Source organism: Sorangium sp. So ce1335 (assembly GCF_051521615.1).
Classification (GTDB): Bacteria; Myxococcota_A; Polyangia; order Polyangiales; family Polyangiaceae; genus Sorangium.
Genome location: NZ_CP150363.1, coordinates 1188347 through 1207388 on the forward strand (window position 1 = coordinate 1188347; position 19042 = coordinate 1207388).

Genomic DNA, 19042 nt, shown 5'->3' on the forward strand with positions numbered 1-19042 from the left:
CCCCGAGGCGCTGTCGCCCCGCCCCGGGAAGCCAGGCTCACTGCGGGATATCGAACGGCTGGCACGCGCCGTTCAAGCACACGTCGCTGGCCCAGCAGCAGTCCGAGTCTGCCGCGCACTCCCCACCGGAGGGCTGGCAGGTCCCGCCGCCCGGCTCCTCGCCCGGGTCCTCGCCCGGATCGCCGCCCCCGTCGCCCGCGGGCGGGTCGTCGTCCTCGCACGGCGGCGGGGGACAGGGCCCCGGCGTCACGGTGAGCGTGTCCGACGGGTACTTGCTCGGCGACGCGTGCACGTAGCTGATGGTCGCGTCGCCGAAGCCCGCCGCGCCGAACGCCGAGGCGCTCACCCACACGTCGTACACGACGCGATAATCCCAGTCCGGCGTCTCGGTATTGGGCGTGTAATTTTCGTCCGTGGCCGGAGAGTCGACCGTGTACGCGCCGTAGCCACACGCGTTCAGATCGCGGTCGAGCGACGTGGTCGCCGCGATGATGGCGCTCGCGTCGCCGAGGAGCATCTTGCCCTCTCCGCCGACCACGCCGAGCGACCCGTAGCCGGAGGGCTTCGTCTCATCGGTCGAGAGGTAGTCGACGAAGAAGTCGAGGACGAGCTCCCCTGTCCCGTCCGTCATCTGGAACTGGGCCTTGTCGCTGCCCACGAGATCCTTGAACGTGTGCCCCTTGTGCCCCTTCGGCTTCGGCCCGTCGCCGGGCTTCGGCCCGTCGCCGGGCTTCGGCGCGTCGACGGGCTGCTCGCCGCCGCCCCAGCCGACGGCGGTCTCGCCGTACGTGTTGTCGACGAACGCTGGGTTCAGCGTCAGCCGCACGTGCACGAGCTCCTCGCCCTCGGCGATCTCGACGACGCGCTCGACGAACGCCATCGGGTTGGTCTGATCGCTCTCCGTGTAATAGCACTCGATCTCGGCGGTCTCCTCGACCGGCATGAACCGGCCGCTCGCGCCGCCGCACGACAGCGGATCGAGGGCCGCGGTGATCGGGTCGCCGGCGCCCGACAGGCCCGATCCCGGGAAGGTCGGGGCGGCCGCGCTCCCGCCCTCGTCCTCGGGGCCGCAGACCTCCCCGGCGACGATACCGCCGCTGGCGTCTCCCGTGCCCGGCTTGGTGCAGGCCGAGCCGACGACCGCGAGGAACAACAGCCCACCACCCACGTATCCTGTGAACGCGAACGAACGCATTGGATCCTCCCTGCTCGAAGGCGAGCACGGTCTGGAGCGCGCCCGGCGATGCCGATCGCGGGCGCGATGATCTCCTCGATGAAGTGGAAGTAGCCGGAGGCGCCGGGAGCAGGCAGCCGATCGTCAAAATGTGGAGAGGGCCTTCTTCCGCGGGCGCTCAGGGGCGCGCGCCGCCGGCGCGGGACGCGGACGTCGCCTCCTCGCGCCCGAAGCCCTGCGGGTAATCCTTGAGGTACCGGCGCGCCTCCGCCGCGGTCCGGTCCTTGTCGCCGAGCATCTCGACCGCCCGCAGCCGCTCCACGCGGGCGATCTCGGCGAGCGGCGAGTCCGGGTAGCGGCCGAGGAGCCGGTCGAGCCGCTCGATCGCCCGCGCGGGCTGCCCCTGCCTCCGGGCCTCCATCGCGCCCTGGAGCAGCTCGTTCTCGGCCGCCAGCGACGCGCGCGCCGGCGCTCCGCGCGGGGCGCGCCGGTCGCCCTCGCCGCCCTCTCGCGCGGCGCTGTCCTGCTCGGCCTCCCGCGGCGGCGCCGGCGCGTCGCCGCGCCGCTCCTCGGCGGGCGGGTCGAGCCGGCGGACCGGCTCCTCGCCGCGCGACGCCCACGCCTCGCCCGGACCAAGGAGGCGCTCGACCTCGCCGCGGCGCACGGTCACGCGCCCTTCCTCGACCGACACGCGCGTCTCGGCCGGCTCCCCCGCCGCGCCGGGCCGCCGCTCGACCGAGAAGCGCGTCCCGTGCACGGTGACGACGGCGTCCTCGGTGCGCACCGACAAGGTCACGCCCGCCGGCAGCGGCGGCACGTCGACCGAGATCCGGCCCTGATCGAGGGCGACGATGTCGTCGATGCGGCCGCCCCCGGCCCCGGCCGGCGTGAACCGCACGCGCGTCGAGGGCCCGACCTCGACGGTCGCGCCCGTCGCGAGCGACGCCTTCGCCATGGCGCCGTCGCCCGTCCGCAGCTCCTCGCCGCTCGCGAGCGGCACGAAGGCGCGGGACGGCGGCGCGCGCGTCGCGTCCCCGGCCGCGATCTCCACGGCGCCCTGGAGCGCCGTCACCTGCGCCGCGGCCTCGGGGAGCGGGCGCGCCCGGAGCACGACAGCGATCCCGGCGGCCGCCGCCGTCAGGGCGGCCGCGAGCGACGCCGCCGCGACGGCGGCGCGCCTCCGCCGGGCAGCGCGGGCGCGCCGCGCCGCCTCCTCGGCGGCGAGCCGGTCGATGCGGCCGGCGATCCGCTGCTGGAGCTGCCGCGCCTGCGCCCAGGGCAGCGGCGGCACCGGCTGCTCGACGAGCGCCCGCAGCGAGGCCTCCACGCTGTCCGCGCTGGGCGTCGCGGGGCGCTCTTCCGGGATGGCGTCAACGTCGTCCTGCTTCATCGTGGCACCTCGGATCGAGCGGGGTCGTGTCGCGTCGCCGCGCCGGATTCGCAGCGCGCCTGGAGCTCTCGCCGCCCCCGCGAGAGCCTGGACTGGGCCGCGGCCGCGGAGACGCCGGTCAAGTCTGCGATTTCGTTGATGGAATAGCCCATGACGTGGAGCAGCAGCGCGGTCGCGCGGTCGCCGTCCATGGCCGCGAGGTGCCGGCGCAGGGCCTCGAGGTCGCGCTGCACGCTCACCTCCCGCTCGGGGTCGGCGCCTTGCGCGGGCGGCTCGGGCCCTGCGTCGGGATCCGGCGTGCGATCGATGACCCTGCGCTCGCGCCGGCGGGCGCGCAGCGCGCTCAGCCCGACATGGCAGGCGATGACGGACGCCCAGCCGGCCAGGCTGCACTCGCCCGCGAAGCGCCGCTTCGAGAGCGTGCTCACGATCTGCTCGAACGCGGCCTGCACGAGATCGGCGTGGTCCTGCTCCCGGCAGCCCAGGATCCGGTACAGGGTCCGATCGACCACGGGGAGCAGGCGCTCGTACAGGCGCAGGCCGATCCCTCGCTCGCCCCGCTGGAAGGCGAGCAGGAGCTCCTCGTCGCCGGCGCCGTGGACGGGGGCCCCGGCGCCGTGCGCGGGGGGCCCGGCGCCCGGGCTGGAGACGAGCCTGAGCCGGCGGCTTGCTGGTCGTGGCTCGGCGGTTCCCATGCTGGTGCAGTAGCCGCTCCGCCCGGAACCAGGCTGAGCCGCGGATCTTTCCTCGCGCGACGGCGCCTCGCCATCATGCCGCAGCGCGATGGCGCCTCGCCATCATGCCGCAGCGCGATGGCGCCTCGCCATCATGCCGCAGCGCGACGGCGCCTCGCCGTCCTACTGCAGGCGGAGCTGGAGCCCCAGCATCCCCGTGAAGCCGCCGATCGGCAGCGTGGTCTTCGGCTTCGGGTGCACCTCGAGGGCGGTCCCGTGGATGCGCACGAACGCCTCGGCGCTGCCGAGGAGGGAAAGGCCGGCGTCGGCGGGCCACTGGAGGTCGACGGCCGTGCGCGTCCCGAGGGCCCACCCGTGCCCCGCCTCCGGCGGCTTCTTCGGGTCCTGCGCGGAGGCCATCACCCAGTCGACGGTGGCCTCGATCCTCGCCCGCACGAGCGCGTCGAGCGGCCGAACCGGCGCGGCGAGCCCGCCTCCGCCGCCGACCGTGAGCCACTGGACCGAAAGCCCCGGGGCCGGGTCGCGCAGGGCCGCGGCATAGGACGCCGACAGCGTCCCGAAGAACCCCGAGCGCCGGTCGAGCGCCGTGGCCATGACCCAGCCGCCGGCCCGCGCGGGCCCGTCTCCGAGCCCGCTGCCGGCGAGCCCGCCGGCGCCGATGAACCAGCCAAGCGGGCGCAACGGGCCCGCCGCGTGCTGCTCGGCGTCCGTGGCCTCCTCGGCGCCTGTCGGCGCGGGGGACGCCGGGGCGCCGGCGCGCTCCGTCGCCAGGGCGGCGACGAGCAGCCCCGCGGTCCGGTAGCGGTCGGGCAGGGGGTCCTCGTCGCGGAACTCGATCTCGCGCGACGCCAGCGTGCCTTCGGGGGAGCCGAGCGTGGCGACGTCGACCCGCAGACGGCGGTGGTCCGGCCCGTCCAGCCAGACGACGGCGAGCGCCCTCACCGCCGTCCCGGTGCGCTTCGGGTCGCCGAGCGCGCACCCGCCGCCGCCGGCGGCGCGAGAGCACGCCTCCACGAGGAGCGCCGCGAGCTCGCCATGCACGGCGGGACCCGACGCGAGCTCGACGACGATCGGGGCCGCCACGGAGACTCTACCCGGGGCCGACGCTACCGACGGCGAGGGGCCAACGCAAGGCCGAGTTGACGCGCGCGGCGCCGTGGAGCCGCGCGCGGCGCCGTGGAGCCGCGCGCGGCGCCCGCTCAGCCGGGCCTGTCCTTGCCCATGGCGCGCGCGGCGGCGGGGCGCGCGGCGCACCTGGCGAGGTAGTCGTCGACGCGCTGGCCCGACGGCAGCCCGGGGCGGTACCACTGTCCCAGGCTCACGAAGAGGAGATCGGCCGCGGTGAACCTGTCTCCGAGGATGTACTCGCTCTTCTCCAGCGCGCCGGCGATGCGCGCGTGGACCCCGGCGAGCCCGCGGAAGGTGTACATGAGCGCGGGGTTGTCGGCGACCTTCGCGAACTCGAACGTGACGACCGGCTCGACGGTGCCGGCGTACCACGCGAGCCAGGTCAGGTACGCGCCGCGCAGCGGGTCGCCGGCCCGCGGCGCCAGGCCCGCCTCGGGGTAGAGGTCGGTGAGGTACAGCATGATCGCGATCGACTCGGTGACGAGCGCGCCGTCGTGCACGAGCGCGGGGACCTTCCTGTCGGGGTGCGGGTTCGCGGGATCCGCGGCGCCCGAGCCGTCCATTCGCGCGATGTTCGTATAGACGATCTCGTAGTCCGCGCCGAGCTCCTCGAGGAGCCACACGATACGCGAGGAGCGCGACTGCGGAGCGTGAAAGAGCGTGAGCATGGCGGGCTTGTAGCCCAGGACGCGCGCGCGCGGGAAGGCCGTCGAGCGACAGGGGCTCACGCTGCTCGCGCGTGGACACGCGCCCTGGCACGCGCGGAGCGGGCGTCGCCGCCTCGGCCCTGCCCGCGGGCGCAGGCGCGCCGGCGCCGGGCGCTGCCGGCTCACCGGGGCGTGCGCCCTCCCGCCCGCGCACCTTGTTCTCGCTTGCGAACAATCGGCGCCCGCGCGCACAGTGACCGCGTGATCGACCCCCTCTTCGACGATCTGCCCGGCATGCTCTGCTTCGCCCGCGTGGTGGAGCGCCGCTCCTTCACCGCCGCCGCGGCCGAGCTCGGGGTGTCCAAATCGATGGTGAGCACCCGGGTCGCGCGCCTGGAGGAGCGCCTCGGCGAGCGGCTGCTCGTGCGCACGACGCGCAAGCTCACCGTCACGGACGCGGGCATGAACCTCTACGCCCGCTGCGCGCGCGTGCTCGAGGAGGCCACGGCGGCGGTGCGGGGCGCGTCCGACGCCGACCGGGGCCGCATCCGGCTCAACGCGCCGGTCAGCTTCGCGCAGATGTACCTGGCGCAGCCGCTCGCGCGGTTCCTCGAGGCGACCCCGGGCGCCCACGTCGAGCTCGCGCTGAACGACCGGCTCGTCGATCTCGTGGAGGAGCGCGTCGACCTGGCCATCCGGATCACGAAGCTCAGGGACTCGAGCCTCGTCGCCCGCCAGATCGCCGCGACGGCGCTCGACGTGGTCGGCGCGCCGGCCTACCTCGAACGGCGGGGGCGGCCCGAGCACCCGGGGGATCTGCTGCGCCACGACTGCCTCCGGTACCTCCACCTGCGCGTCGAGGACGAGTGGCGCTTCTACGGCGCCGCGGGGCGCATCTCCGTCCCGGTGTCGGGCCCGCTCACGGCGAACAACGGGACGGCGCTGCGCGAGGCGGCCGTCGCCGGGATCGGCCTCGCGGTGCTGCCGCGCTTCATGGTCGACGAGGATCTCCGGGCCGGGCGCCTCGTCCCGCTGCTCGCGGCGTTCGCGCCGCGGCCCATGGGCATCTACGCGGTGCACGCGGCCGGCCGGCGCCCGCCCGCGCGGGTGCGGCGGCTCATCGACTTCCTGGCCGCCGCCTTCCGCGGGAGGTCGTGGGCGTAGCGATATCGTTCTTCTGCGAGAACAATTCGTTCCCGAGCGCGCTCTACCGCGGCGCGGCGCTGCGGCTTATTCATCGGGCCATGGAGCAAACGATCATGACCCGTCTCGACACCACCCTCTCTGTCCTCTCTGTCCCCCGCTCGGCCGATCTGGCCGCGCTGACATTGCGCCTCGGGCTTGGCGCCGTGTTCCTCGCGCACGCGCTCGCCAAGCCGCTCGTGTTCACGATGCCGGGCACCGCCGCGTTCTTCGCCGCGAGCGGATTCCCGGGCTGGACGGCGTACCCGGTGTTCCTCGCCGAGCTGCTCGGCGGCCTCGCGCTGCTGGCCGGCTTCCGGACGCGCCTCGTCGCGCTGGCGCTCTTGCCCGTGATGGCCGGCGCGCTGCTCGTACACCTGCCCAACGGCTGGATGTTCTCCGGCCAGGGCGGCGGCTGGGAATACGTCGCCTTCCTGATGATCGCGCTCGGCGCGCAGGCCCTCCTCGGCGACGGCGCGTTCGCCCTCGGGCGGCGGCAGCGCGGATAGCCCCGTGTCGCCCGGGGGGCCGCCCTGCGCTCGCCCGCCGGCGGCCCCCGGCACACCGACTCCCCGTCGGTTGACACGCTCCGAGGTGAACCGGTAAAGTGTCCGCCCTGTTGGGTCGCGTCCGACGCGACCGGGCGGTCCCGACGTCGCAAAGTTCTGCCGTATCTGGCGGCGGCGCCGCGTGCTGTGGCTGAACCGGACTGTCGCGGGGCCGAGTCGCCCGCGTGGAGCATGCTGATGAAGAGTCGATCCATGACGCGCCGCGTGTTCGTGATGGCGGCGCTGGCCCTCTCGGCCGGCGTCGCGGCGGGCTGTTCGAAGGAGGCGCCGCCCGCGCCCGGCGCCAGCGCCTCGGCGGCCGCGGCGGCGACCGCGGAGAAGGGCGCCGCGCTCGTCACCATCTCCAGGGAGCAGCAGGCCTCCTGGGTGCGCAACTTCAACCCGCTCCTCGCCGAGGGGAACGTCCGCTTTCCCACGCTCGCCGGCATCTACGAGCCGATGCTCATCTTCAACACGATGAAGGGCGAGTACACGCCGTGGCTCGCCACGAAATACGCGTGGAGCGACGGGAACAACAAGCTCACCTTCACGACCCGCTCCGGCGTCAAGTGGTCGGACGGTCAGCCGTTCTCGGCGAAGGACGTGGCGTTCACGTTCGGGCTCCTGAAGAAGCACCCCGCGCTCGACCTCTCGGGGGTGTGGAAGTTCATCGAGTCCGTGAAGGCGACGGACGACTCGACCGTCGAGTTCGCGCTGGGGCGGCCCTACGTCCCGGGGCTCAGCTACATCGGCCACCAGCCGATCGTCCCGGAGCACAGGTGGAAGGACGTCCCCGATCCGGTCACGTACTCGAACGAGAACCCCGTTGCGACGGGGCCGTTCACCGAGGTGAAGGTCTTCCAGAACCAGGTGTACGAGCTCGGCAAGAACCCGAACTACTGGCAGAAGGGGAAGCCGGCGGTCGACGGGCTCCGCTTCCCGGCGTACCCGGGCAACGACCAGGTCGGCCTGGCGATCATCAACGGCGAGGTCGACTGGGCGGGCGCGTTCATCCCCGAGATCGAGAAGGCCTACGTCGCCAAGGATCCCGCGAACCACCATTACTGGTTCCCGCTCGTCGGCGGCATGGCCACGCTCTATCCGAACAGCACGAGGAAGCCGTTCGACGACGTGCGCGTGCGCAAGGCGATCAGCATGGGCATCGACCGGGAGCGCATCGTCAAGATCGCGTCCCACAACTACACCCAGCCGGCCGACGCGACCGGGCTCGACGACTCCTACGAGCGCTGGCGCAACCCGAAGGCGGTGGCGGCGGGCGACTGGGTGAAGCTCGACGTCGAGAAGGCGAAGCAGCTCCTCGACGAGGCCGGCTACAAGGTGGGCCCCGACGGCGTCCGCGTGAAGGACGGCAAGCCGATGCGCTTCGAGATCAACGTCGTCACCGGCTGGTCCGACTGGGTCCGCGCGGTGCAGATCATCGCGCAGAACCTGAAGCAGATCGGCGTCGACGCCTCGATCAGGGCGTACGACTTCAGCGCGTTCTTCGAGGCGCTCCAGAAGGGCACGTTCGACCTGTCGATGGGGTGGACGGTCGTCGAGCCCACGCCCTACAACTACTACCGCGAGCTCATGTCCGCGGAGCTCGTGAAGCCCGTCGGCGAGGCGAGCGCGCGCAACTGGCACCGCTACGGCGACAAGGAGGTCGACAAGCTGCTCCAGCAGTTCGAGTCGGCGACGGAGTTCGCCGAGCAGAAGCGCATCCTCGACGAGGTGCAGGTGCTCTACGCGCAGAACGCGCCGGTGATACCGCTCTTCAAGAACCCGTCCTGGGGCGAGTACAACACGAAGCGCTTCACCGGGTTCCCCACCAAGGAGAACCCGTACGCCAAGCTGTCGCCGAACAACCCGCCGGAGTACCTGCTCGTCCTGACCGAGCTCAGGCCGAAGTGACCCTCCTCGTCAGGGCAGCCTGCAAACGTAGGGCAGCTCGGCGTCGCAGGGCATGTCGTTCCAGCCTCCGTTGGCCCACTCCGCCAGCTGCGCGCAGTGCTCTCCGTCGCCGGCGTTGTTCGGCTCGCCGCCGGTCCATCGCTCGTAGTCGTACGGCGTGCCGTCGGTCCACGCGAAGTCCCCCTCGGACGCCGCGTCGGTGAGCCCGATCCACCAGCTGCCCGGCTGGACGGCGGCGGCGCTGGAGAACACGAGATCCTGCGCCTCCTCATCATGGATGGACACGAGGTGCCCGCCCTGCGCGATGCAGTCGAGCTCCGCGTCCTCCCACGTCGCGGGCGCGAAGCAGAGCGCCAGGGAGCCGCCGTCCGGCAGCGCCAGCGGGGCGCAGCGCGGGCACGAGGGATCGTCGTCCACGCGCCCGTCGCAGTCGTTGTCGACGAGGTCGCACAGCTCGGGGGCGCCCGGGTACACCGAGGCGTCGCCGTCGTCGCAGTCGTCGCCGCAGCCGGACGAGAGGTCGCCGTCCTCGTCGAGCCCCGACGGGTCCACGCAGGCGAGCGACCTCCGCACGCTGGCGGGGCGGTCGTTCAGGAAAGCGATCGTCGCGTCGATCTCTTCGCCGACGGCATCGGGGCTCACCTCCCGGCGCGGATCGTCGAGCACGTCGGCCCAGATCAGGGCGCGCGTCGCCTCGGCGTCGCTCGCCAGATCGAGCTCCGACGCGCGCTCGAGGACGCGCTCGAACGCCGCGGCCAGCGCCTGCCGGCACGGCAGCGAGGTGGTGCACATCTGCTCGAGCCGTCCCACGCCGCCGAAGGGGTAGAGATCGTCCTCGAAGGTCTGGTCGAGGCCCCACGGCAGGAACGTCCAGCGGCCGTCCGGGCGCCGCGCGATGAAGTAGTTGTTGCGCAGCCAGACATACCCGTCCCAGTGGCCGATGAACGTCTCGGTGGCCGCGAACGCGAGGTAGCGATCCATGTCGATGAGCTGCGAGGCCTCGGCGAGGAACGTGTCCGGGTCCGTCATGCCGTCGAGCGCCTCCGCGAGCTCGAACAGGTCGGTGAGCGCGACATCATCGCCGTTGTCCTGATCGAAGGTATCGATGAGCCAGCTCTCGAGATCGCTCCCGTACGCGCCCTCGTACAGGTTGCCCTCGTGGTCGCCGAACCAGCGATCCAGAAAGCGGGGGTTATCGGCCGCCTCGACGGTGGCATAGAGGCCGTAGAGGGAGCCGTTCACCCAGACGGTCGCGTGCGCGGAGCGCGGCGCGGGCACGTCCATCGCGCGGAACAGCGTGTAGGCCAGGCGCTCGTGGAGCATGCTCCGGTCCTGGACCATGTTGTTGAGCGCGAGCTTCTCCACCCCGAGCAGCGTCTGGTCGTCGGTGAACTCGTCGAATTTGAGCAGGAAGGCGGCCTTCTGGTCCAGGGTCCGGAACGAGCCGTGCACGCCCTTGAGCCGCACGCCGACGTCGGAGAGCTCGATCAGCTCGCCGTCCAGCGTCACCTTGAGCTGCCCGGGGACGTACTCGTCGGGCGTGGCGTCGAGCCGAGCGATCGACCCCCGCGACAGGGTAATGTCGAACCGCGGGACGCTCGTGCCGGCGAAGAGCGGCTCTGCGGGATCGGCGGGCGACGGCTCCTCGCCGCCGGAGCCGCCGGAGCCGCCGGAGCCGCCGGAGCCGCCGGAGCCGCCGGAGCCGGTTCCGGAGCCCGAGCCGCCGAGGCCGCCGGAGGAGGCGGCGCCGGCGCCGGCGCCGGCGCCGCCGGTGCCGGACGCGCCGCCGGAGCCGCCCACGCTGCTGCCGTTCGGGCGAGGATCCTCGGCGGAATCGCCGCAGGCGGCGAGCAGTGCAAAGGACAAGGCGAGGGGACCGGTCCAGGTCCAGGGGTGTGGCGAGGATCTTCTCACGTTCCGTCTTTTTTACATTGAACGTTCGCTCCTTGCACGAGGAGGCAGTGGAAGCGGCCACGCCGCAGACGGGAGGCTGACGAGGGAGGAATCGGGCAGCTCGCGAATCCAGTGGGGACGCATGATTTTGCTGCTGACCAAAGCCCTTGTAGGTCAAACTCCTTACAGGTAGAAGATGTGGTTACGCGTGTTGTTTGACGCGCACGCGCGGAGGCAGGGCCGGACTTGGACTCTCGACAGAAGATCGGCGCGGTGCTCGGGGACCGATACGAGATTCTCGCCGAGCTGGGCGAGGGCGGCTTCGGCACCGTCTACAAGGCGCGGCAGCTCGCGACCGGCCAGTTCGTGGCCATCAAGGTGCTGCAGCTCGGGTCGAGCGGCGCCGCGCAGGCGCGCGAGAAGCGCATCGCGCGCTTTCAGCGCGAGATGCAGCTCTGCGGGCAGCTCCACCACCCGAACATCGTCCGCCTCATCGACTCAGGGCAGGCGGACGAGGCCGTCGTCTATTCGGTCTTCGAGTTCGTGCCCGGCAAGGATCTCGCGCAGATCCTCGCCGAGGAGGGCCCGCTGGATCCGCGCGAGGCGCGGCATTTCATGCTGCAGATCCTCGACGCGCTCGGCTGCGCGCACGCGCAAGGGGTGATCCACCGGGACCTGAAGCCGGCGAACCTCATGATCATCCCCACCGGCGCCCGGCGCAACGTGCTCGTGCTCGATTTTGGCATCGGGGCGCTCACGGAGGAGGCGAGCCGCGACGAGAAGGCGCGGATCACGCTGACCAACGAGTCTGTGGGCACGCCCGCGTACGCCGCGCCCGAGCAGCTCCGCGGCCAGCCTCCGACGCCGCGGTCCGATCTGTACGCGTGGGGCCTGGTCTTCCTCGAGTGCCTGACCGGCAAGCGCGTGATCGCGGGCGACACGGCGGCTGACGTGATCTTCAACCAGCTCTCCGCCGAGCCCGTCGCCATTCCTTCGACCATCCTCGACCACCCGCTCGGGGATATCCTCCGGCGAACGACGGCGAAGGACGCGGCGGCGCGCAATGTCACGACCGAGGGGCTCCTGCGCGAGCTCGAGGAGTGCGACGTGAGCGGGCTGCGGTCGAGGAGCGCGCCCGCGCGCCTTCAGCCGGCCGCGTCGGACGTGCGGACGCAGACCGTGGAGCTCGCCGGACAGGGGAGCAGCGGAGGGCTCTCCAGGCGGTTGGTCGAGGGCGAGCGGCGTCAGATCACGGCCGTGTGCTGCACCTTGACGGCGTCGAGCACCGGGCACGGACCGGTGGACACGGAGGAGCTCGATCAGCTCCTCGGCCTCCAGCAGGAGGCGTGCACGATGATCGCTCGGCGCTTCAACGGCCACGTCGCCGGCGTGCTGGGCGACAAGGTGCTGTTCTACTTCGGCTACCCCACGGCGCGCGAGGACGCCGCGCGGCGCGCCGCCGAGGCGGCGCGCGAGATGGCGGGGGATCTGCTGCGGCGGAGGGAGGCGCTCGAGGCGGAGCGTGAGGTCCGCATCGATCTCCGCATCGGGATCCACACGGGGCTCGTGATCGCGCGCGAGCTGCGCGACCCGACCATCGCGGGCCTGGGGTATGTCGTGGGGACGACGCCGAAGCTCGCCACCCAGCTCAGCGCGGCGGCGGAGCCTGGCAGGATCCTCGTGAGCGGCGAGACCCAGCGGCTGCTCCGCAAGCACTTCGCTCTGGAGGAGGACGGCACCCGCCCGCTCGACGGGTTCGACGCGCCGGTCGAGATCTTCCGTTTGCGAGAGGGGAACGTGTCCGGGGGGCTTCGGGACGTGCCCCTCGTCGGCCGCGCGCGGGAGCTGGAGTCGTTGCTCGAGCGCTGGGGCCGCGTCCGCGACGGCGCAGGTCAGGCCGTGCTCGTCACCGGTGAGCCGGGCATCGGCAAATCGCGGCTCGCCCGCGAGCTCGAAGAGAAGCTCCACGAGGAGCCGCACACCTGGCTGGCGAGCCGCTGCACGCCGGACAGCGCGAACAGCGCGTTCTATCCCATCGTCGATCTGCTCGAGCGCATGGTCGACCCGCGCCGCGAGGCGAAGCCCGACGACCGGGCGGAGAAGCTCGAGGCGCTGCTCTCGCTCCATGGCTTCGACCTCGCCGAGGCGATGCCGCTCTTCGCGCCGCTCCTGTCGCTCACGCTTCCGCAGAGGTGGGCGCCGCTCGACGTCTCGCCCCAGAAGCAGCGCGAGTTGACGCGCAACGCGGTGCTCCTGCTGCTCTTCGAGATGGCCGAGAAGGAGCCGGTCGCGCTGTTGATCGAGGATCTGCACTGGGCCGACCCGAGCACGCTCGAGCTCCTCGGCCAGCTGATCGGCGAGGTGGGCTCGTCGCGCGTGCTGGCGCTCTTCACAGCGCGGCCGGATTTCGCGCCGTCGTGGTCGCCCGCGGCCGTGCTGCAGATTCAGCTCGGGCGCCTCGACCGCTCCGAGGTCGAGCAGATGACGACGAAGGTCACCGAAGGCCGCGCGCTGCCGGCGGAAGTGGTCGACACGATCGCGGATCGCACCGACGGCGTGCCGCTCTTCGTGGAGGAGCTGGTCCTCGCGATGATCGAGACCGGCGTGCTGATCAAGAACGACGAGCTCTACGCGCTGGCGAAGCCGCTCGCGGAGGTGGCGATCCCTTCCACGCTGCGCGACCTGCTCGTGGCGCGTCTCGATGGGATGGGCAGGGCCAAGGAGACGGCCCAGGTCGCGGCGGCAATTGGGCGGGAGTTCACGCTCGACCTGCTCTCCGCGGCGAGCCCCCGCGGCGATGCCGAGGCGCGGGAGGATCTCGACCGGCTCGTCGCGGCGGAGCTGGTGCACCGGCGGCGTCGGCTGAAGAGCGATGCCTACCTGTTCAAGCACGCCCTGGTGCGGGACGCGGCGTACGAGTCGATGCTCAAGCGGTCGCGGCAGCAGGTGCACGCGCGGATCGCGAAGGCGCTGGAGGAGAAGACTCGGGAGACCGCGGTTGAACGGCCGGAGTTGCTCGCGCGTCATCACGCGGCGGCGGAGCAGATGCGCGAGGCGGTCAGATACGCGCAGGAGGCCGCCATGGCGGCCCTGAAGCGCTCGGCGCACGCCGAGGCCCTCGCGCACGCGCGTGAAGCGAGCGGGTGGCTGGAGTTCATCCTCGACGAGCGCGCGCGCATCGAGGCCGAGCTCGCCCTGGACGGCATCATCGTTCCGGCGCTTATGGGTTCCCAGGGCTTCGCGTCTAGCGAGCTCGAGCGCGTACTTCAGCGCTCCCGGCAGCTGATCGACCTCCTCGGCGAGAGCGAGCACGCTTTTCCCAACCTCTGGGCGCTGGCTCTCGTGAGCTTCAGCCGCGATGACATCGACGACGCCGTCACGCTCAGCATGCGACTCCTGGACCTCGCGACGACGACGAGGGATACCAGCCGGGAGCAGGCGGCGCGGTGTCTGCTCGGGATCTGCTATTTTTCGCTTGGGCGCCTCAACGAGGCTCGCGCCGAGCTGTCTGCCGCCGTTGACTTGTATGAGCGGCATTCGCCCCGGGACCAGATCCTGGTTTACGGCGTGGACTGCGGGGTGGTCGCCCTCCAGTACCTCGGCACCGTATTGGCCGTGCAAGGGCTGCTGGACCAGGCCTTGGCACGGAGCCTGGACGGTGATGCGTGGAGTCGAGAGCTCAACAATCGCCATGCTATCGCCTCCAATCTCTATGGCCGATGCTGGGTTCACCAGCTCCGCCGGGAGCGCGGCACGATCCTCTCCTTGAGCGACGAGATGCGTCAGATCACGGCGGCATACGGCTTCGCGTTCTTCGTGCCGGCGTCTGAGATGCTCCGCGCGTGGGCCGAGAAGGAGCTGGAGGCGGCTGAGGCCATCCTTGCGACCCTCGTCGCAGCCCGCGGGATGTCGGGCGTCGCCCTGATGGCCTCGTTCGTCGTGGAGCTCCTCGTGGAGCGGGGCCGGCACGAGGAGGCGCTGCGGCGCCTCGACGAGGCCATTGCCGCGGACCGGCTGCGCCCCCAGTGGTACGCGGCCGATCTGCTCCGCTTGAAGGGCGAGCTCCTCGCATCGAGCGATCCCGCACACGCCGAGTCCTGTCTGCGTCAAGCCGCGGAGCTCGCCGGGGCGCAAGGGGCTCTGCTCTTCGAGCTTAGAGCCAGCCGGGCGCTGGCCGAGCTCTTCCTCAAGCAAGGGCGCCGGGCGGAGTCCCGCGCCACGCTTGAGCCCGTGCTGGACCGCATCACCGAAGGGCTCGGGTGCGAGGACGTACTTGCGGCGCGATCTCTGCTGGACGGGCGCGCGATGCTGCATCGGTAACTGATACCGGGTATATTGGCAAGGAACATGAGGACATTATGACGAATCAACGATATCCGAACAGCGTGCAGTGGGGCTTTATCATCGCAAAGGCGTGGGCCGAGGCGGAATTCAAGGACCAGCTCGAGACGGATCCCGTTCGTACAATCAAGCAGTACATGATGGAACAATTCAAGGTGAACGTTGAGCGGGTATTTCAGGTCCCGCCGATCCCCGAGAACCTCAACATCGAAGTGATGAAATCGATGGATCTGGAGGAGGCTGCGCGCCTGCGGTTGAGTGACGCATGTACCGTCTGCGGTTGCGGTGCGTCCCATTCGTGACGTTCACGAAGCGACGAGTGTTGCGTAGACATGTATTCAAGGCCTGCATTTAGGCGGTGCTTTGTCGTTCAGATCGTTGACGACGAGGGGGTCTTTCTCCTCGACGAGGGGAGCACCTACGTGTTGCGGGGGCGCGCTTACCTGGCGCTCGCTCCGCTGCTCGATGGCCGCCTGACGGAGGATGAACTCTGCCGGCAGCTCGAAGGCCGCGTTCCGCCTGCCGAGGTGGCCTACGCCCTCGCGGTCCTGAAGGAGAAGGGTCTCATCTCTGACGGCGCGCCCGATCTGCCCCGCCACCAGGTGGCGTTCTGGGAGGCCTTCGGCGTAGACGCTGCGCAAGCCGAACAGCGCCTTCAGGGGGCTCGGATCACCGTCAGCTCACTGACCGAGGGCGAGGACGTGGCGCTCCTCGAGGCCCTGCACGAGGCCGGGCTCGGCACGGGGCCGGATGGCGATCTGCTCGTCATCTCCACAGACGATTACCTCCACCCCAAGCTAGCGGCGCTGAACAAGGCCCGACTCGCCGACGGGCGACCCTGGCTGCTCCTGCGGTCGACCGGGGTCGATGCCTTGGTCGGGCCGCTGATTGTTCCAGGGAAGACTGCCTGCTGGCGCTGCATGGCCCAGCGCCTGGAGGGGCATTGCCTGGTCGAGCGTTACCTCGAGATCCGCACCGGGCAGCGCACCGCGCACGCCTCCGCGACAGCCGCGCTCCCCTCGACCCGGCGCGTCCACGCGGGCCTCGCCGCGACCGCGATCGCACGCTGGGTCGTGCAGGGAGGCCTGCCGAGCCTCGAGGGGCGTATCGTCACCATCAATGCAGCTGCCGCCGAGACCCGATCTCACGTAGTCTGCCGGCGGCCGCAGTGTTCCGATTGCGGTGACCCCGGGCTCGTCGCCCGCCGTCAGCGTGAGCCCGTCGTCCTCGAGCCAACTCCCCGGATGTTCACCGCTGACGGAGGGCATCGGCAGGCGACCCCCGAGGAGACCTTCGCGCGCCTCGCCCACCACGTCAGTCCAGTGACCGGCATCGTTCGCCGCCTCACCCGCATAGAGCCGGCGGGTACGGACCCACGCATCGTCAATACATACATCACGGAGCACAATTTCGTGCACCTGATACAGAGCCTCTCCCTGCTCCGGCTCAGCATGCGCAGCTACTCAGGGGGCAAGGGGCGCTCGGACGCCCAGGCAAAGGCAAGCGCGCTCTGCGAGTCGATCGAGCGCTACTCGGCAGCTTACCAGGGCGACGAGGCGCGTGTCAGAGCGAGTCTGTGCCAGCTAGGGGGCGACGGCATCCACCCCAACGATTGTATGGGCTACAGCGATCGCCAGTACGCGGAGCGCGAGATCTGGAACAGGCATGGTGAGTTCTTCTGCTGGGTTCCGGTCCCTTTTGACCCTGCGTCGACGATCGATTGGAGTCCCGTATGGTCATTGACACACGGGCGGAGGCGCTATGTGCCGACCGCATATTGCTACTATGGCTACCCCTTCGGTGAGGCGCCCGTCTTCACGCGTGCGGACTCCAACGGGTGCGCCGCGGGCAACAGCCGGACCGAGGCCATCCTCCAGGGCCTCCTCGAGCTCTTCGAGCGGGACGCAGTAGCGATGTGGTGGTACAATCGCCTCCGGCTGCCTGCAGTGGATATCGCGAGCTTCGGGGATCCATACCTCACCGAGACGGTCGAGCACTGGCGCTCCTTGGGGCGCGAGCTGTGGGCGCTGGATCTTACGAACGATCTGGGCATCCCTACATTCGTGGCTGTATCAAGAAGTCTGGCGGGCCCGCGCGAGGCGCCCGTCATTGGCTTTGGCGCCCATCTCGATCCTCATATCGCGCTGCTCCGAGCGATCACCGAGCACAACCAGGTCATTCCGGCCGCGCTGGAGGCGAGCGTTTCCTCGGAGCGGAGTCTCCTCGTCGACTGGCTGGAGGGCGCCACCGTCGCGCGCGAGCCTTACCTGATGCCCGCCCCAGGCGCCGCGCCGCGGCGGCGTGCCGATTTCTCGGTCGAGGCGCTGGGCGACCTGCGTGATGATGTCGAGCGGTGCGTCGACCTGCTCCGACGGAAGGATCTCGACGTGCTGGTCCTCGACCAGACCCGCCCGGATACAGGGCTCGCGGTGGTCAAGGTGATCGTCCCCGGGCTCCGCCACTTCTGGGCGCGCTTCGGCGCGGGGCGCCTGTACGATGTGCCCGTCGCGCTGGGCTTACGCGAGGCTCCGCTGTCCGAGGCCGCCCTGAACCCGTTCCCGATGTTCATCTGAGCCTACGGAAGCGCATGCATTTCCCAGACACTGACCGCGAGGCAGTATTCCTTTGCTTCCGTGACGGCGTGTCGTTGCAGCCGGACGGCAAGGACGGGCCGCTCCTCCTCATTCCGCCCGCGCCCCCGATCCTCCTTGCGGGCGCTCCCCCCATCGTGGTCGCGGCGCTCGGGCGATTGTGTGGAGAAGGGAGCACCGAGCAGCAGATCGTTGATGCGGTCGCCGAGGGCGGCTCGATGGATACGGCCATTCTCATGTTTCTCCTCCGCCAGCTGGAGAGGCTGAACCTGCTCGCCTTCGCGGTGCGCGACGGCGCTGCACCCGTTGCCGCGCTTCACCCGATCTCTTCGTGGTTCGCGCCGGCTCGAAGCGAGATCCAGGGCGATTGCCCCTATGTCCTCTCGCGTTTCGCCTACCTGCATCGGGCCGGGGACAGGATGCTGCTAGAATCGCCGCGCAGCCACGCCCTGCTCAAGCTCCAGGATCCGCGCGCTGCGGCGTTCTGCCACGCGCTCTGCAGGCCTTCGACGCTGCTGGCCTTGGCGCTGGCCTCGGGCATGGCGGTTTTGGTGGTCCGCGCCCTCCTCCGCCTCCTGCTCGGCGCCAGGCTCGCGCTGCCCGCCGACGAGCAGGGCCGCACGGAGGAGGAGCAGGCGCCCCAGCTCGCGCCGTGGTCATTTCACGACCTCCTGTTCCACGCCCGGAGCCGCGCAGGCCGCCATGCCGAGGTCAGAGGCAAGACATATCCCTTCCGCAACTCCTTACCACCGCTCCCGGCTGTGCGTCCGCCGCCGGCCGGAGCGGTCGCGCAGATCGCGCTCCAGCGCCCCGATCTCAGGGAAGTGCTCGCCGCCGATCCGCCGTTCACCGCGGTCCTGGAGGCACGACGAAGCGCGCGCGCTCAAGGGCGCGAGCCCATCTCTATCGAGGCGCTCGGTGAGCTGCTGTACCGGGCGGCGCGGGTGCGATCGCGCCGGGCCGGGGATCATCCATACGAGACCACCAGCCGCCCTTACCCGTCCGGGGGGGCGTGTTACGAGCTCGACATTTACCTTGCCGTGCAGCAGTGCCGCGGGCTCCCGGCCGGCCTCTATCATTACGATCCGGAGGCGCACGGCCTCTGCCGTCTCCGTGACCTGACGCCGGATGTGCTAGCCCTGCTCGATGGCGCCGCGCGTGCAACCCTGTCGCAAGCGCGCCCCCAGATCCTGCTCTGTATAGCGAGCCGCTTCCAGCGAGTCTCCTGGAGCTACGAAGGCATCGCATATAGCGTCGTGCTCAAGGACGTGGGAGTGCTCTATCAAACCATCTACCTGGTGGCCGAGGCGATGGGATTGTCGTGCTGCGCTGTAGGAAGCGGCGATTCGGATCTGTTTGCCAGAGCGGCGGGCACCGATTACTATGCAGAGACTACCGTGGGCGAGATGATTCTTGGTAGCCGTGTTGCTGAAGAATAGGAGAAGCCTGTGACAGATCGTCTCCCTATCACCAGAGGGCCCGAGGCCAGGCGTGTGCCTATCGCCGGCAGTGCACGGCCCGCTCCGCCGAGCTTTGAGCTCC

At 70.8% G+C, this 19042-nt stretch carries 13 protein-coding genes; 7 read left to right on the forward strand and 6 right to left on the reverse strand.

The genetic code is table 11. From position 1 onward, the window contains the following. Positions 1–37: 37 nt before the first annotated feature. The 5 genes from WMF24_RS04330 to WMF24_RS04350 form a co-directional block, all read right to left on the reverse strand. Positions 38–1195, reverse strand: a complete 1158-nt coding sequence (locus WMF24_RS04330; RefSeq protein WP_437735073.1) for a hypothetical protein — start codon at positions 1193–1195, stop codon at positions 38–40. A gap of 157 nt (positions 1196–1352) precedes the next feature. Next, on the reverse strand, positions 1353–2564 hold the full coding sequence (locus WMF24_RS04335; protein ID WP_437735074.1) for a FecR domain-containing protein: 1212 nt from the start codon (positions 2562–2564) through the stop codon (positions 1353–1355). After that, positions 2561–3259, reverse strand: a complete 699-nt coding sequence (locus tag WMF24_RS04340) for an RNA polymerase sigma factor (RefSeq protein WP_437735075.1) — start codon at positions 3257–3259, stop codon at positions 2561–2563. Before WMF24_RS04340 ends, WMF24_RS04335 begins: the two co-directional genes overlap by 4 nt. A 162-nt stretch (positions 3260–3421) precedes the next feature. Next, positions 3422–4342: a hypothetical protein gene (locus WMF24_RS04345; RefSeq protein ID WP_437735076.1), complete on the reverse strand. Its 921-nt coding sequence runs from the start codon at positions 4340–4342 to the stop codon at positions 3422–3424. A 116-nt stretch (positions 4343–4458) separates the two neighbouring features. Beyond that, positions 4459–5055 carry a glutathione S-transferase family protein gene (locus WMF24_RS04350; RefSeq protein WP_437735077.1) on the reverse strand — a complete coding sequence of 199 codons (597 nt, stop codon included), beginning with the start codon at positions 5053–5055 and terminating at the stop codon, positions 4459–4461. Between the two features lie 240 nt (positions 5056–5295). On the opposite strand from WMF24_RS04350, the gene WMF24_RS04355 reads away from it, so the two are divergent. The 3 genes from WMF24_RS04355 (at position 5296) to WMF24_RS04365 (ending at position 8675) form a co-directional block, all read left to right on the forward strand. Then, positions 5296–6198 carry a LysR family transcriptional regulator gene (locus WMF24_RS04355; protein WP_437735078.1) on the forward strand — a complete coding sequence of 301 codons (903 nt, stop codon included), beginning with the start codon at positions 5296–5298 and terminating at the stop codon, positions 6196–6198. Between the two features lie 95 nt (positions 6199–6293). Beyond that, a complete protein-coding gene (locus WMF24_RS04360; protein ID WP_437738761.1) occupies positions 6294–6725 on the forward strand; it encodes a DoxX family protein in 432 nt (143 codons plus the stop codon). Between the two features lie 237 nt (positions 6726–6962). Continuing rightward, positions 6963–8675, forward strand: coding sequence for an ABC transporter substrate-binding protein (locus WMF24_RS04365; protein WP_437735079.1), 1713 nt, complete (start codon positions 6963–6965; stop codon positions 8673–8675). A 9-nt stretch (positions 8676–8684) separates the two neighbouring features. Here the strand turns inward: WMF24_RS04365 and WMF24_RS04370 are convergent, their stop codons facing one another. Further along, a complete protein-coding gene (locus tag WMF24_RS04370) occupies positions 8685–10541 on the reverse strand; it encodes a CotH kinase family protein (protein ID WP_437735080.1) in 1857 nt (618 codons plus the stop codon). A gap of 273 nt (positions 10542–10814) precedes the next feature. On the opposite strand from WMF24_RS04370, the gene WMF24_RS04375 reads away from it, so the two are divergent. From WMF24_RS04375 to WMF24_RS04390, 4 genes are read left to right on the forward strand one after another with little or no spacing between them, the layout of a single operon-like run. Beyond that, a complete protein-coding gene (locus WMF24_RS04375) occupies positions 10815–14888 on the forward strand; it encodes a TOMM system kinase/cyclase fusion protein (RefSeq protein ID WP_437735081.1) in 4074 nt (1357 codons plus the stop codon). Between the two features lie 38 nt (positions 14889–14926). After that, a complete protein-coding gene (locus WMF24_RS04380; RefSeq protein ID WP_437735082.1) occupies positions 14927–15211 on the forward strand; it encodes a hypothetical protein in 285 nt (94 codons plus the stop codon). 30 nt (positions 15212–15241) lie between these two features. Beyond that, entirely contained in the window at positions 15242–17482 is a 2241-nt protein-coding gene (locus tag WMF24_RS04385; protein WP_437735083.1) for a TOMM precursor leader peptide-binding protein, read from the forward strand. A gap of 14 nt (positions 17483–17496) precedes the next feature. Then, positions 17497–18939, forward strand: coding sequence for a SagB family peptide dehydrogenase (locus tag WMF24_RS04390; protein WP_437735084.1), 1443 nt, complete (start codon positions 17497–17499; stop codon positions 18937–18939). Positions 18940–19042 lie beyond the last annotated feature (103 nt).

Bases quoted from the DNA above. Each gene is read 5' to 3' on its own strand.
- WMF24_RS04330 (WP_437735073.1), bottom strand. From the start codon at position 1,195: ATGCGTTCGTTCGCGTTCACAGGATACGTGGGTGGTGGGCTGTTGTTC.
- WMF24_RS04335 (WP_437735074.1), bottom strand. From the start codon at position 2,564: ATGAAGCAGGACGACGTTGACGCCATCCCGGAAGAGCGCCCCGCGACG.
- WMF24_RS04340 (WP_437735075.1), bottom strand. From the start codon at position 3,259: ATGGGAACCGCCGAGCCACGACCAGCAAGCCGCCGGCTCAGGCTCGTC.
- WMF24_RS04350 (WP_437735077.1), bottom strand. From the start codon at position 5,055: ATGCTCACGCTCTTTCACGCTCCGCAGTCGCGCTCCTCGCGTATCGTG.
- WMF24_RS04360 (WP_437738761.1), top strand. From the start codon at position 6,294: ATGACCCGTCTCGACACCACCCTCTCTGTCCTCTCTGTCCCCCGCTCG.
- WMF24_RS04365 (WP_437735079.1), top strand. From the start codon at position 6,963: ATGAAGAGTCGATCCATGACGCGCCGCGTGTTCGTGATGGCGGCGCTG.
- WMF24_RS04380 (WP_437735082.1), top strand. From the start codon at position 14,927: ATGACGAATCAACGATATCCGAACAGCGTGCAGTGGGGCTTTATCATC.
- WMF24_RS04385 (WP_437735083.1), top strand. From the start codon at position 15,242: ATGTATTCAAGGCCTGCATTTAGGCGGTGCTTTGTCGTTCAGATCGTT.
- WMF24_RS04390 (WP_437735084.1), top strand. From the start codon at position 17,497: ATGCATTTCCCAGACACTGACCGCGAGGCAGTATTCCTTTGCTTCCGT.